Origin of the sequence: Rhizobium sp. CIAT894 (assembly GCF_000172795.2) — a bacterium.
In the GTDB taxonomy this organism is placed as follows: Bacteria; Pseudomonadota; Alphaproteobacteria; order Rhizobiales; family Rhizobiaceae; genus Rhizobium.
Window position 1 is genome coordinate 145,031 of record NZ_CP020948.1, and the last position, 11,790, is coordinate 156,820.

General features: G+C 63.9%; 12 protein-coding genes. 7 read left to right on the plus strand and 5 right to left on the minus strand.

Annotation, left to right across the window (positions count from 1 at the left end; genetic code table 11):
- Positions 1-40: 40 nt before the first annotated feature.
- The 7 genes from RHEC894_RS22385 (at position 41) to RHEC894_RS22415 (ending at position 7,261) form a co-directional block, all read left to right on the plus strand.
- Positions 41-1,030 (plus strand): ABC transporter permease, encoded by a 990-nt coding sequence (locus RHEC894_RS22385; protein WP_085739205.1) that lies wholly within the window; start codon positions 41-43, stop codon positions 1,028-1,030.
- Positions 1,027-1,860 carry an ABC transporter permease gene (locus tag RHEC894_RS22390; RefSeq protein ID WP_085739206.1) on the plus strand — a complete coding sequence of 278 codons (834 nt, stop codon included), beginning with the start codon at positions 1,027-1,029 and terminating at the stop codon, positions 1,858-1,860. The genes RHEC894_RS22385 and RHEC894_RS22390 overlap by 4 nt, the downstream gene beginning before the upstream one ends.
- Entirely contained in the window at positions 1,857-2,648 is a 792-nt protein-coding gene (locus RHEC894_RS22395) for an ABC transporter ATP-binding protein (RefSeq protein WP_085739207.1), read from the plus strand. Before RHEC894_RS22390 ends, RHEC894_RS22395 begins: the two co-directional genes overlap by 4 nt.
- On the plus strand, positions 2,645-3,424 hold the full coding sequence (locus tag RHEC894_RS22400; protein WP_085739208.1) for a dipeptide/oligopeptide/nickel ABC transporter ATP-binding protein: 780 nt from the start codon (positions 2,645-2,647) through the stop codon (positions 3,422-3,424). Before RHEC894_RS22395 ends, RHEC894_RS22400 begins: the two co-directional genes overlap by 4 nt.
- Before the next feature lie 11 nt (positions 3,425-3,435).
- Positions 3,436-4,530 carry an aminotransferase class V-fold PLP-dependent enzyme gene (locus RHEC894_RS22405; protein WP_085739209.1) on the plus strand — a complete coding sequence of 365 codons (1,095 nt, stop codon included), beginning with the start codon at positions 3,436-3,438 and terminating at the stop codon, positions 4,528-4,530.
- Between the two features lie 69 nt (positions 4,531-4,599).
- Entirely contained in the window at positions 4,600-5,463 is an 864-nt protein-coding gene (locus tag RHEC894_RS22410) for a glycerophosphodiester phosphodiesterase family protein (protein ID WP_085739210.1), read from the plus strand.
- 157 nt (positions 5,464-5,620) lie between these two features.
- Entirely contained in the window at positions 5,621-7,261 is a 1,641-nt protein-coding gene (locus tag RHEC894_RS22415; protein WP_206427932.1) for a tetratricopeptide repeat-containing diguanylate cyclase, read from the plus strand.
- 54 nt (positions 7,262-7,315) lie between these two features.
- On the opposite strand, the gene RHEC894_RS22420 is transcribed toward RHEC894_RS22415, so the two are convergent.
- Genes RHEC894_RS22420 through RHEC894_RS22440 form a run of 5 tightly spaced genes read right to left on the minus strand, consistent with a single transcriptional unit; the run spans position 7,316 to position 11,789 of the window.
- The gene (locus tag RHEC894_RS22420) at positions 7,316-8,125 is read right to left on the minus strand and encodes an inositol monophosphatase family protein (RefSeq protein ID WP_085739212.1); all 810 of its coding nucleotides are present in this window, start codon (positions 8,123-8,125) and stop codon (positions 7,316-7,318) included.
- Entirely contained in the window at positions 8,125-9,129 is a 1,005-nt protein-coding gene (locus RHEC894_RS22425; protein ID WP_085739213.1) for a LacI family DNA-binding transcriptional regulator, read from the minus strand. Before RHEC894_RS22425 ends, RHEC894_RS22420 begins: the two co-directional genes overlap by 1 nt.
- Complete coding sequence (locus RHEC894_RS22430; protein WP_085739214.1) at positions 9,113-9,892, minus strand: glycerophosphodiester phosphodiesterase; 780 nt, start codon at positions 9,890-9,892, stop codon at positions 9,113-9,115. Before RHEC894_RS22430 ends, RHEC894_RS22425 begins: the two co-directional genes overlap by 17 nt.
- Complete coding sequence (locus RHEC894_RS22435; RefSeq protein ID WP_085739215.1) at positions 9,892-10,947, minus strand: ABC transporter ATP-binding protein; 1,056 nt, start codon at positions 10,945-10,947, stop codon at positions 9,892-9,894. The genes RHEC894_RS22430 and RHEC894_RS22435 overlap by 1 nt, the downstream gene beginning before the upstream one ends.
- Entirely contained in the window at positions 10,947-11,789 is an 843-nt protein-coding gene (locus RHEC894_RS22440) for a carbohydrate ABC transporter permease (RefSeq protein WP_085739216.1), read from the minus strand. Before RHEC894_RS22440 ends, RHEC894_RS22435 begins: the two co-directional genes overlap by 1 nt.
- Position 11,790 lies beyond the last annotated feature (1 nt).

Below are 11,790 nucleotides of genomic sequence, written 5' to 3' on the forward strand. Positions count from 1 at the left end.
TAGGATCGGCGGCAATTCTCTTCCGGAGGCTCTGTCCGGCGTGAAACGTGCAATCTTCCTCCTGCGGCGCAGGGCGATCAGCGCCATTCCGGTGCTGCTGATCGTGGTGATCTTCACCTTTTTCCTGCTCGAATCCGCCTCAGGCGACGCCGTCGATGCCTATCTCGGCTCGATCGGTGGTGGCGATGCGGCACTGAGACAGTCGCTGCGTGAGAGCTATGGCCTCGACCAGTCGATGCTTGCCCGCCTCTGGCTCTATCTCTCCTCACTGGCCCGGTTCGATCTCGGCTGGTCGGTCGCCTTCAACAGGCCAGTCGGCGAACTCATCGCCGAACGCCTGCCCAACACGCTGCTGCTGATGGGCAGTGCTACCGCACTTTCCTTCGGCCTCGGCTCGGCGCTCGGCATCCTCGCCGGCGCTCGGCCGGGCAGCGCACGGGACCGGCTATTGTCGATCGGCTCGCTTGTTGTTTATGCCATACCGAGCTTCTGGCTTGGCCTCGTGCTCAGCATCGCCTTTTCGGTGAGGCTGCGCTGGTTTCCGATCGCCGGCATCGAGACGATCGCGTCCGGCAGGACGGGCCTCGCTCGGGCGCTCGACATATCGGCTCATCTGGTTCTGCCGGTCGGCGCACTCGCTTTGATCTATCTCGCTCTGTTCCTGCGGGTGATGCGCACCGGCATGGTCGAGGCCTGGAAATTGGATTTCGTGCTCTTCGCCCGCGCCAAAGGACTGTCGCGCAGCCGCATCGTGCTGCGCCACGTGGCGCGCAACGCGCTGTTGCCGCTCGTCACCATGCTCGGGCTGCAATCGGCCGCCATGCTCGGCGGCAGCGTGGTGATCGAGAGCGTCTTTGCGATCCCGGGTTTCGGGCGGCTGGCGCAGGAGGCGGTCAACGGCCGCGATGCGCCGCTGTTGATGGGCATTATCGTCACCAGCGCCGTCCTCGTCATTTCGGTCAATTTCCTCGTCGATCTCGTCTATGCCTCGCTCGACCCGCGCATCGGCGCGTCGGAGGGCGGCGCATGAGCCGTTTCCGGCGCCTCCTCAGCACGCCGGAAGGCGTGGCCGGGCTTGCGATCCTTGTGGTTCTGCTTCTCGCCGGGCTCTTCGCTCCCATCATCTCGCCGGGCGATCCGCTGAGGATTGCCGGCCGGGCACTGCTTCCGCCGTTCACCGATCCGGCTTTTCCGCTCGGTACGGATCGCTTGGGCCGCGACGTGCTCGCCGGCCTCGTTTACGGCGCGCGCACCTCGCTTGCCGTCGGCCTCGCTGCGGCGTTTTCGGCGATGATCCTCGGGCTCTGCGTCGGCATGGCGGCCGGTTTTGCCGGCGGGATCGTCGACGAGGCGCTGATGCGGGTGGTCGACGCCTTCCAGATCATGCCGGGCTTCCTGCTGGCGCTCGCCTTCGTCAGCACCATCGGCATCTCGACGCCTGTGATCGTCCTTGCCATCGCGCTCGGCGCCTGGGCCGATCCGGCGCGGCTGACACGAGCGCAGGTGCTGGCGATCCGCGAGCAGGATTATGTCGCCTCCGCAAGGGTGATCGGCATGCATCCTGCCGAGATCGCCTTCCGGGAAATCCTGCCGAATGCGTTGCCGCCCGTGTTGGCGCTGTCTGCCACCATCGTCGCCGGCGCGATCCTCACCGAGGCGGCACTTTCCTTTCTTGGCCTCGGCAATCCGAATATCGCCACCTGGGGTTCGATGATCGCCGAGGGACGCAGCGTCTTGCGATCGGCCGCCTATCTCTCCGTCATCCCGGGTGCCGCACTTGCCGCGACGGTGCTCGGTGTCCATCTGTTCAGCGAGGGTCTCGGCAAGGCGCTTGGCGATGACGGCGGGAGGCCGGCATGAGCGGCATTTTCTGCAGCCTCCGGCAGCTTTCGGTCACCTATGCGCGCGGCAACGCTGTCGCGGCGCTCGACCGTGTCGATTTCGATATCAAGGTCGGTGAAAGGCTGGCGATCGTCGGCGAAAGCGGCTCCGGCAAGAGCACGCTCGCCCGTGCGCTCGCCGGTCTGCTCCCTGATGGAGCGAAAGTCGGCGGCGAGATGCTCTGGCCCGCACTCGGCCATCCGCCCCGCCCGGGCCACGATTTCGGCTTCGTCTTCCAGGACCCCGGCACGAGCCTCAATCCGGTGCTGACGATCGGCGAGCAGATCGCCGAGGGCGCCAGGCACCATCTCGGCCTCGGCTGGAAACGGGCCTCCATCAGGGCCGAGGAATTGCTCGAACGGGTGCGGATGCCGCAGCCCGGCAGGGTGATGCGGGCCTTTCCGCACCAGCTTTCCGGCGGCCAGCGCCAGCGCGTGGCGATCGCGGCGGCAATTGCTGCAAGGCCGGCGCTGCTGATCGCCGACGAGGCGACCAGCGCACTTGACGTCGTGGTTCAGGCCGAGATCGTGCGCCTGCTCGATGGATTGGTGCGCGAGAAGGGCATGACGCTGCTTTTCATCACCCACGACATCGCGCTTGCCTCCGGCTTCGTCGACCGGATCGCCGTCTTCCGCGATGGGCGCCTCGTCGAGGCAGGCCCCGTCCGTTCGGTGCTTTCGGCGCCGAAAAGCGACTATACTGCGGCCCTCGTCGCCAGCCATCGCGACCTCGCCACGCCACCGCTGATCGCCGAGGCGTCCCCATGAGCCTGCTGCTTTCCATCGAAAAGATTGCGAAAGGCTTTTCGTCGACGGCCCGTCGGATCACGGCTCTCGACGATGTTTCGCTGACGATCGCAGCCGGGGAAACGCTCGGCCTCGTCGGTGCCTCGGGCAGCGGAAAATCGACGCTGTCACGTATCCTGCTGCGGCTTCTTTCCTGTGACGCCGGGTCGATCCGCTTTGAGGGAGAGGAGTGGCTGACGATGAAGGGGGCCGCCCTGCGCCGCAAACGGGCGCGCATGCAAATGGTGTTTCAGGATCCGCTGGCTGCCTTCAACCCGCTGGCGACGGTTGGTTCGGCGCTCGATGATCCCTTGCGCATCCACGGGGTCGTGCCGAAAGACCGGCGTGCCGGCGAGATCGCCATGCTTCTCGAACGGGTTGGCCTGACCGCCGATCATGCCGCCCGGCCGGTCCGCGCGCTCTCCGGCGGCCAGCGCCAGCGTGTGGCGATTGCCCGGGCGATTGCCACACGGCCGTCGCTGCTGGTGCTCGATGAGGCGGTCTCGGCGCTCGACGTCACCGTGCGCGGCAGGATCCTCGAACTTCTGGTCGATCTGCAGAAGCAACAGGGCATTGCCTGCCTGTTCATTTCGCATGATCTTGCCGTGGTCCGCGCCGTCTCCCATCGCATCGCCGTCATGGATGGTGGGCGGATCGTGGAGACGGGCCCGGCAACCGCAGTCGTTGCCGCGCCGCAATCGGCGGCCGCCCGCGCCCTTGTTGCAGCCGTTCCGCGTCTCGTGATCGATCCCCCCTGAAGGAGATGTCCATGTTCGACCCCGCTTGGAATCCCTTGCACGGCGTCCCCTCCTATCCGGCGGAACGCTACGGCGCCCTCGCCGACAGGATCGGCGGCATCTTGCAGAGCCGCAGCGATATATTGCTGGTGCAGGCCGAGGCGGTGGTGGCGCTGGAAGCTGCTGCGGTCAGCCTTGCGCGCCCCGGCCTCTCTGCCCTCAACATCGTCACCAGCCCCTATGGCGGCTGGTTCGGGCAATGGTTGCGGCGGGGCGGCGCGACGGTTCGGGACATTGTCGCCGAACCGGGACTGCCGATCGAAATCGAGGCCGTCGCCAGGGCGCTCGACGCCAGGCCCGAGATCGATGTGCTGGCTGTGGTTCACGCGGAATCGGCGAGCGGTATCCTCAACCCGCTGCCCGAGATATTGGCGCTTGCCCGTGCCCACGGCATCGTCACCGTCGTCGATGCGGTCGCCTCCGTCGGCGGCCATCGCCTCGATGTCGGTCATCTCGGCATCGACATCGCGGTGATCGGCCCGCAGAAGGCGCTTGGCGGTCCGGCCGGTCTGTCCGCGCTTTCGGTCAGCCGCCGCGCCTGGAATATGATCCTGAGCGACGGCGCGCCGCGTGATTCGATCCTGTCATTGGCGGATCTGCAGGCGTGGCTTGACGGCGGCAGGCGGGCTCTGCCGGGAACGCCGGCGCCCTTGGAATTCTTCGCGCTGGAGGCCGCACTCGACCGCATCGAAGCCGAAGGCCTGGAGAATATCGTCGCCCGCCACGCGCAGGCGGCATCGGCGACACGGGCGGGGCTGACCGCGCTCGGCGTCGGCGCCTGGGTGCCGGCAGCAAGGGCGTCGAACCTGGTGACGGCGGTGCCGGTGCCGGAGGGCTTGGCGCCGGCGGCGCTGATTGCAGCCGCCGGACGGTTGGGCGTTGAGCTGACCGAAGGTGTCGGGACTGCGCCGGCTCGTCTGGTGCGGCTGAACCACACGGGTCAGCGCGCCTCGTTCCAGACGGTTCTCTCGAATGTCGTGGCCTATGGCGCGGCCCTCAGGCAGACCGGTCATGCCTGCGATATCGCCGCCGCCGCGGAGGCAATATCCGCGGTCTACAGCCGCTGAACCGTATCCGCCTCTTGATAAATCCGGCGCGTCGAGGCAGGAGAGTGGCATCACGGAGACTTGGTACAGATGACGAGATTGCTGGATGCGCAGGGCCTGGAGATTTCGCATGAGGGGCATCGCACCCGCCTGAAATGGCACCGGCTGCGCAAACGATTTGCCGATCCGCTGTTTTCTGCCGAGGTGATGGCGGAGGGTTTTGCAGCGGGCGCCTCGATGGAACTCGATCTGCGTGTGCGCGCCGATGGCGGTTTCGTCGTGCTGCATGATGAAGAGCTCGATGGCGAAACAACCGGGCACGGACCGATCGCCGAAAAGAGCATCGGCGATCTCCGCGATATCAGGATGCAGGAGGGCGACCGGCCGCTGATCCTCAGCGAGAACCTCGCCGCCATGCTGCAATCGGCCCACCCGGCCGCGCTGCTGCAATTCGACATCAAGGACGATTACGAGGCGATCGGCGCCAAGGGTATCGAGCATCTCGCCGCGCATTTCCGAGATATCTCCGCCTCGGTGATCGTCAGCAGCGGCAGTCTCGACCTCATCGTCGCGGTCAAGGAGAAGCTTCCCCATCTACTGCGCGGCATCGATTCCACGGACAAGCTCTATGATCTCAGGCAGACCGGTGGCTGGAAGGCTGTCGAGATGGAACTGCGCGCCGACCTGCGCGGCCCGACCGAACCGGATACGATCTATCTTCACTGGCCGCTGATCCTTGATGCCGCCAATGGCGGTTTCGACATGATCGCGCTCTGCCGGGACGAAGGCAAACGCGTCGATGCCTGGACTTTTACGCTCAAGAATCCTGAAGTCGGTTTCAGCGAAGAGGAATGGCGGAATTTCCGGGCGCTGATGGCTTTGAAGCCGGATCAGGTCACCACCGACGAGGCGCCGGCGACCGAGCGCGCCTGGGAACGCCGCATGGCGGGCTGACTGGCGGGGTGTTGGAGCATCGTGCCGAAAGGTGCGAGCGGGTTTCAATCGCTTATTTCTTCGATTGAGACAGGGCTTGTTCGCATGTTTTGGCAGTTTGCATCATTTTAAACTTCTGATGCTATCGATCTCCGCCAGACAAACGTTGGTGTTCGATATGCAAGTCGTTGATGCTGTAGCAGTTGCTCAACAAGTAAATTTCGGCTTACAGGAAGCGTGGCATCTGGGGTGCACAGGCCGTTCGGTCGAGGCACTGACGCTCGCTGACGAAATTCTGGTCGATGCCAAGGCGCGTGGCGACGATTGGCTTGCTGCCCAATGCGACACCGACATTGCCTGGTACTGTTTTCAGACCGGCAAGGCCGAACTCGGACTGGCGCATGTCCGGCGGGCGGTAGACTTCTGGAAATTGCACGGGGAGTCCAGGCAGGAGGCCTATGCCCGGGCCTATTTCGGATGGCTGCTCCTGGAATTGGGCTTGCCGGAGGAAGCCATCGAAGAAGCCACCCGCGCGCTTGATCTGGCCGACAAGGCTGCAGACGCCAAGGCGCAAAGCCTGGCGACCAACGTCATTGGAATTATCTTCTGGTACAACAAGCAGCCTGACCGGGCGATCCTGATGAGCGAGCGGTCCGTCGAACTTGCCAGATCGATCGGCGACAAAACCTATGAATGCTGGTGGCTCGTCAATCTCGGCGGCGCTCATTCGGAGAGCGGATATATTGCCCAAGCCCTCGGCAAACCGGAGGAAGGACGCCGGCTGCTGCTGCGCGCGCTTGAGCTGACCGACCAGGCGCTCGACATCGCAATCGAGACCGGCGACAGCTGGGCAGCCCGCATTTGTCTCGGCAACAACGCCGATTACTACAGCCATATCGGTGAGCACGAAAAGGCGCTCCAGTGCATGGAGCGCTATCAGCTGTTTCAAGAAAACAGCTATGTCAGGGACAGGCAGCAATATCTCTACACCCTGGGTCAGATCTACATCAATTATGGAAAATTCGCGGACGCCCGCTCGCTGCTGCTCGAGGCGATGGAGTTGATCGGCGAGGGCGGCAGTTTCGATTCCTATATCCAGATCTACTTTTATCTGTCGCAGGCGCATGAAGGGCTGGGGCAGTTCGATCTGGCGCTGGAGGCCCACAAAAAATACCACCAAGCCTACCTGCAGAACAGTGCCGAAAGAACCCAGCAGCGCACACGGCTGGCCGAAATCTACTATGAAACCAAGCGGCTGAAGGAAGTTGCCGAAACGGAAACGAAGCGTGCGGATACGCTGGAAGCCTCCTATCAGAAGCTGCAGGAAGAAACCGATATCCTTGCCAGTGCCGTCTATCTGGACGCGCTAACCGGGCTTTATAACCGCAAATATCTCGACAGCCGCTTTAAGGAGCTGACATCCGAGAAGCGCCCCTATTCCATCGCGATGCTGGATGTCGATCACTTCAAGTCGGTCAACGACAACTTCTCTCACATGATCGGCGACCAGGTTCTGAGTGCCATCGGAACCATATTGCGCAGCCAGTTGCGAGTTACCGATCAGGCGATCCGCTTCGGCGGCGAGGAGTTCGTCGTGTTGCTGGCGGGCGCTCCGCGAGGGGCGGCCGATGTCTGCGAGAGGCTGCGCTCGGCGGTTGAACAATGGGACTGGTCGGAGATCTGCAACGGGCTGCGTGTAACGATCAGCATCGGTGTCGCCAGCACCCTGTCTGCCAAGTCTCCGAACGAGATTTTGGCGATCGCCGATCAGAATCTCTACACGGCGAAAAAGACCGGCCGCAATCGCGTTGTGGCGTAACGGCGTTCCGCAGCTTCCCGACAAAGTTCGCAGTATTCTCTGAGACAGGAGTCTCTAGAGCCCCTCGATGTCGAGAATGAAGGCGAATTCGCTAGCAAGCCCGGGCGCGTGGGCAATGACGGGTCCGCCCTGCGCAAGCAGCCTGTCGACATCGGGCATTGCCACCATTGCGCCGGCCTCTTCGGCGATCAGCGCGCCGGCAAGCATGTCCCAGGCGTTGAGATGGCGCTCGTAATAGAGATCGGCAGCACCCTCGGCGACACGAAGGAGGTCGATAGCGGCCGCGCCCATGCGGCGGTAGTCCATGCCGCGCTCGTGGAGGCGCCGCAGGAGCGCCAGGTGGTCGTCGAAGCTCGTCTTGCGGGAATGGCCGAGAATGACGAGCGCATGGGCTGGATCGGCGGTCGCAGCCGCATGGACCGGAAGCCCGTCCTTGAAAGCCCCGCCGCCGCGAACGGCGTGAAAGACCTTGTCCGCGGTGGCATCGTAGACCACGCCGATCTCGACCGTGCCGCCGGCGACGAAGGCGATCGAGACGCCCCAGTGACGCAAGCCCCTGATATAATTGGTCGTGCCGTCGATCGGATCGACGACCCAGGTGCCGGCTCCGCCCGATCCTCCGCCGCCCTCCTCGCCCATGAAAGTGTCGTCGGGAAAGCGCGAGATGAGCGCATCGCGGATCGCCTGCTCGGCCTTTCTGTCGGCGATGGTGACGAAATCCTGCAATCCCTTGTTCTCGACGGCAAGCGTACCGGGATTGGAGTCGCGCCGAAACCGGGCCGCTTCCCGTCCGACTTCGAGGGCGACTGACATCGCGACCTCTGATCGGGCGCGGATGGCGGCGGCATCAAATGCGGAACTCATCAGGCAGTCCTTCTTTTTATCAACGTCACCGGCGTGAATTCGACACGCGCCGTCAAGTCCGGCTCTGCGATCCGGCTCATCAGCAGATCGACGGTCTGTTCGGCCTGGATATCGCAGGGCTGGCGGATGGTCGTGAGATCGTAGGCGGTCCAGCTCGCCTGGGGAATATCGTCATGACCGATGATGCGTATCGGCGGCGCATCGTCGCGGCTGCGGCCCTGCATGGCCCGGTCGACCACGCCGCAGGCCATATAGTCGTTGGCGCAGAACAGCCCATCGATGCCGGATGCGGCAAGGTCGGCTGCCGCGTCGTAGCCGCTCCGATAATCGTTGATCCTGACCGGCAGCATCTGCGCTTCGACCCCGAGCTGCCTGCAGCGTCCCAGGAACGCTTCGCTGCGCCGCCGCGCCGTATAGGATATGGCGGGGGCCGCCATGACGGCGAGCTTTCGCGCGCCGCTTTCGATCAGGTGGGTGGCGGCGAGATGGCCGGCCATGCGATCGTCGGAGATGATGCGATCGACGAAGGGGATATCGTCGCCCTTGTTGATCAGCACGATCGGCACGCCCTCGGCCGCACATTGTTCGCAAATCTCGGTCGGCGGCGCGTCTGAGGTGACGATGACACCTGAGACGGCGTAATGCAGCAGCTGGCCGATGACGGTCGAGGTATCCGCCTCCTGCGAGGTCGGCAGCAGGATGGGGCGGAAATTGCGGGCGATCAGCACTCTGGCCAGATTCTCGATCTGCAGCGTCCGGAACGGATTGTCGAGACCGGCGGCGACGACGCCGACCAGATCGGAGCGTTTATTGGTGAGGCTTCGGGCAAGATAGTTCACCCGGTAGCCGAGTTTCTTGGCGGCCTCGAAGACCTTCTCGCGCGTCTTCGGCGAGACGCTGGCATCCGGCGTGAAGGCGCGCGACACGGCGGCGCGCGAGACACCGGCCACACGCGCCACGTCGAAGGAGGTTACCTTGCGCGGTCCCTTATCCTTGTCTGCCAACTGCTTTTTCCCTCTCTACCGACGGTCGCATCAGATCGGGCAGATCCGTGCAGATGCCGAGAACCGGCAGTTTCATGATGTCATCGAGAACGACCGGCCGCTCCTCGTGCCAGAGCACGATCTCGCGGCCCGCCGCAAAAGCGCGACGCGTTAACGTGTCGGTTACCAGATCCTGCGGACGTTCGCCTGCTCTTTCCCAGCAGAGATGCAGGATATCGGCGCCGGCCTCGTCGCCCAGCGCATGCGGATCGTGGCCGACGCGGATCAGCACCGAAAGCGGAAAATCGCAGCCTGCGTCCCTGAGTTCGCGCACCTGCGCCGTATCGAAAGAGCCGAGGCAGGCGAAACGCTGGTTCATCTCGGCAAGATCGCGCCAGCAGCGCAGGCCGGTGCCGGGGGCCTTGAGCTCGACATAGAGGCCGGTCCCGGTCTCGCGGCCGAGAGCGGCTACCTCCGAAAAACTTGGCACATCGACGCCGTCGAGGGCGGCAAGCTCGGCGGCCGTCATTTCGGAAATGCGCCGATCGATGCCGAAGACGCGTTCGAGATGGTCGTCATGCGAAACGACGACCACGCCGTCTTTGGTCAGTTGCGTGTCGAGCTCCCACATCTCAGCACCGAGTTCGGCAGCGCGCCGGAAGGCGGCGATCGTGTTCTCTCGTTCGTGGCCGCTGGCGCCGCGATGGCCGATGCAGAAGGGAAGCCGGCCTTTGGCCGCCGGCCAGCCGTAGCGGGTGAAAAATGCCGAGAAATCGCGGGTCATCAGAGCCTCCCGCCATTTTCATCGAAGACCAGCACGCCGCGGCTGTCGATCGCCCAGTGCACCTCGTCGCCGACGTGAATGTCGTTGCGCACCGGCTGGATCGACCGCAGCAGCGGCCCGCCGGCAAGCGCCACGTCGTAGAGGTTCTCGCGGCCCTGCGTTTCGGCGAAGGTGACCTTGCCGGAGACGGGTGTGTCGCCCGCCGGAGTGAAATGCTCCGGCCGGACGCCGAGCATCAGCCTCGTGCCCTCGGCGGTGCCGATGGTACTGGGCAGCGGCACGCGGATTTCGCTTTGGGGGATGACAAAGGCGCCCTTGTCCATGATACCGCGCAGGAAGGTGATCGGCGGATTTCCGAGGAAGCCGGCGACGAAGGCGGTCTTCGGATCGTTGTACATTTCGGCCGGCGTGGCGATCTGGACGATCTCGCCTTCCTTCATGATGGCGATGCGGTCGCACATGCTCATCGCCTCGACCTGGTCATGGGTGACGAGAATGGCGGTGATGCCGGTCTCGCGCTGCAGGCGGCGGATTTCCGAGCGCATTTCGAGGCGCAGCTTGGCGTCGAGATTGGCGAGCGGTTCGTCGAGCAGCAGCACGTCGGGCTTGCGGATCAATGCGCGGGCGAGCGCCACTCGCTGCTGCTGGCCGCCGGAAAGCTGCGCGGGACGGCGTTCTATGAGGTTGTCGATGTGAACAAGCCCGGAAATGCGCTCGACCTCCTTGCGGATTTCGGCGGGGTTGACGCCCTTCACTTTCAGGGGAAAGCCGATGTTCTCGGCGACCGTCATGTGCGGGTAGAGTGCATAGGATTGGAAGACGACGCCGACATTTCGGGCTTGGCTCGGCAGGTCCGTCACGTCGCGATCGCCGAAGAGGATGCGTCCGCCGGTCGGCCGGTGAATGCCGCAGACCGCAAAAAGCGTCGTCGATTTGCCGCAGCCGGAAGGGCCGAGCAGCGCCAGCATCTCGCCGTCGCCGACTTCGAGCTGCATGTTCTCGATGACCTTGGTGGAGCCGAAGCTCTTCGAGAAATTGTCGAGGAGGATGCGCATCAGCCTTTGCTCCCGCCGCCGTAGATGTTCATGAGGTATTTGTTGAAGAGTGCGTAGGCGATCAGAACCGGAAGGAAGTAGAAGATGCCGACCGCCTTGAACATGTTGAAATCATAATTGTTGTCATCGACCAGGAAGCCGGCGAGATAAACCGACAGCACCTGTACCTGGTTGCCGGGCGCCAGCACCTGCGGCAGGATGAATTCGCCCCAGCCGGAGAGGAAGGAGAACAGGCCGAGCGCCATGATGCCGGGCTTGACCTGCGGCAGTACCAGGCTGCGCCAGACGCGGAAACGCGAGGCGCCGTCGACGACGCCGGCCATTTCGATTTCCCAGGGCACGGTGTCGTAGAAGCCTTTCATCAGCCAGATGCCGAGCGGCAGGTCGATCGCCGCCTTCACCAGGATCACGCCGATCAGCGAATTGTAGAGGCCGATCATCTGCAGCACGATGAAGATGGCGATGATCAGCGTCACCGACGGGAAGGCATGCAGCACCATGACGCCGGCAAGGAAGAAGCCGCGCGCCGGTACATTCAGTCGCGACAGCACGTAGCCCGCCATCGACGAGACGATGAGCACGACGCTGGTGGTGCAGGCTGCAAAGAGCAGCGTATTCACAGTCGCCTGCCAGATGTTGGCCTTGCCCGGCGTCGTCTGCCACAGGAAACGCCAGTGATCGAGCGTCAGGCCCGAAGGCAGCAAGGCGTCCGGCTGCTTTACCGTCACGGTGTCGAGGAAGAGATAGACATACATCAAGAGCAGCGGCAGGCTGACGATCGTCAGTGCCGATATAACGGGCCAGCTGCTGTAATTTGCCGAGGGCTGCGATCGTTCGGCCATG

Excerpts from the sequence above, each read along its gene's own strand:
- RHEC894_RS22390 (WP_085739206.1), top strand. The coding sequence starts at position 1,027 with ATGAGCCGTTTCCGGCGCCTCCTCAGCACGCCGGAAGGCGTGGCCGGG.
- RHEC894_RS22395 (WP_085739207.1), top strand. The coding sequence starts at position 1,857 with ATGAGCGGCATTTTCTGCAGCCTCCGGCAGCTTTCGGTCACCTATGCG.
- RHEC894_RS22400 (WP_085739208.1), top strand. The coding sequence starts at position 2,645 with ATGAGCCTGCTGCTTTCCATCGAAAAGATTGCGAAAGGCTTTTCGTCG.
- RHEC894_RS22405 (WP_085739209.1), top strand. The coding sequence starts at position 3,436 with ATGTTCGACCCCGCTTGGAATCCCTTGCACGGCGTCCCCTCCTATCCG.
- RHEC894_RS22410 (WP_085739210.1), top strand. The coding sequence starts at position 4,600 with ATGACGAGATTGCTGGATGCGCAGGGCCTGGAGATTTCGCATGAGGGG.
- RHEC894_RS22415 (WP_206427932.1), top strand. The coding sequence starts at position 5,621 with ATGCAAGTCGTTGATGCTGTAGCAGTTGCTCAACAAGTAAATTTCGGC.
- RHEC894_RS22420 (WP_085739212.1), bottom strand. The coding sequence starts at position 8,125 with ATGAGTTCCGCATTTGATGCCGCCGCCATCCGCGCCCGATCAGAGGTC.
- RHEC894_RS22430 (WP_085739214.1), bottom strand. The coding sequence starts at position 9,892 with ATGACCCGCGATTTCTCGGCATTTTTCACCCGCTACGGCTGGCCGGCG.
- RHEC894_RS22435 (WP_085739215.1), bottom strand. The coding sequence starts at position 10,947 with ATGCGCATCCTCCTCGACAATTTCTCGAAGAGCTTCGGCTCCACCAAG.
- RHEC894_RS22440 (WP_085739216.1), bottom strand. The coding sequence starts at position 11,789 with ATGGCCGAACGATCGCAGCCCTCGGCAAATTACAGCAGCTGGCCCGTT.